The 217-nt window shown below is 55.3% G+C and carries 1 rRNA gene; it reads left to right on the top strand.

The window, feature by feature from the left end:
* Positions 1 to 217: ribosomal RNA gene (locus AC1M36_RS28690) — 16S ribosomal RNA — on the top strand; the annotation flags it as partial.

The following is a 217-nucleotide window of genomic DNA, read 5'->3' as shown; positions in this document are numbered from 1 at the left end:
GAAGTTAGCGGCGGACGGGTGAGTAACACGTGGGTAACCTGCCCATAAGACTGGGATAACTCCGGGAAACCGGGGCTAATACCGGATAATATTTTGCGCCTCATGGCGCGAAATTGAAAGGCGGCTTCGGCTGTCACTTATGGATGGACCCGCGTCGCATTAGCTAGTTGGTGAGGTAACGGCTCACCAAGGCGACGATGCGTAGCCGAACTGAGAG

The sequence above is a fragment of the Bacillus sp. Medicinal_06 genome, from assembly GCF_056711665.1.
Note: the sequence above shows the minus strand (reverse complement) of the source record. Positions and strands in the feature narration are given on the sequence as shown.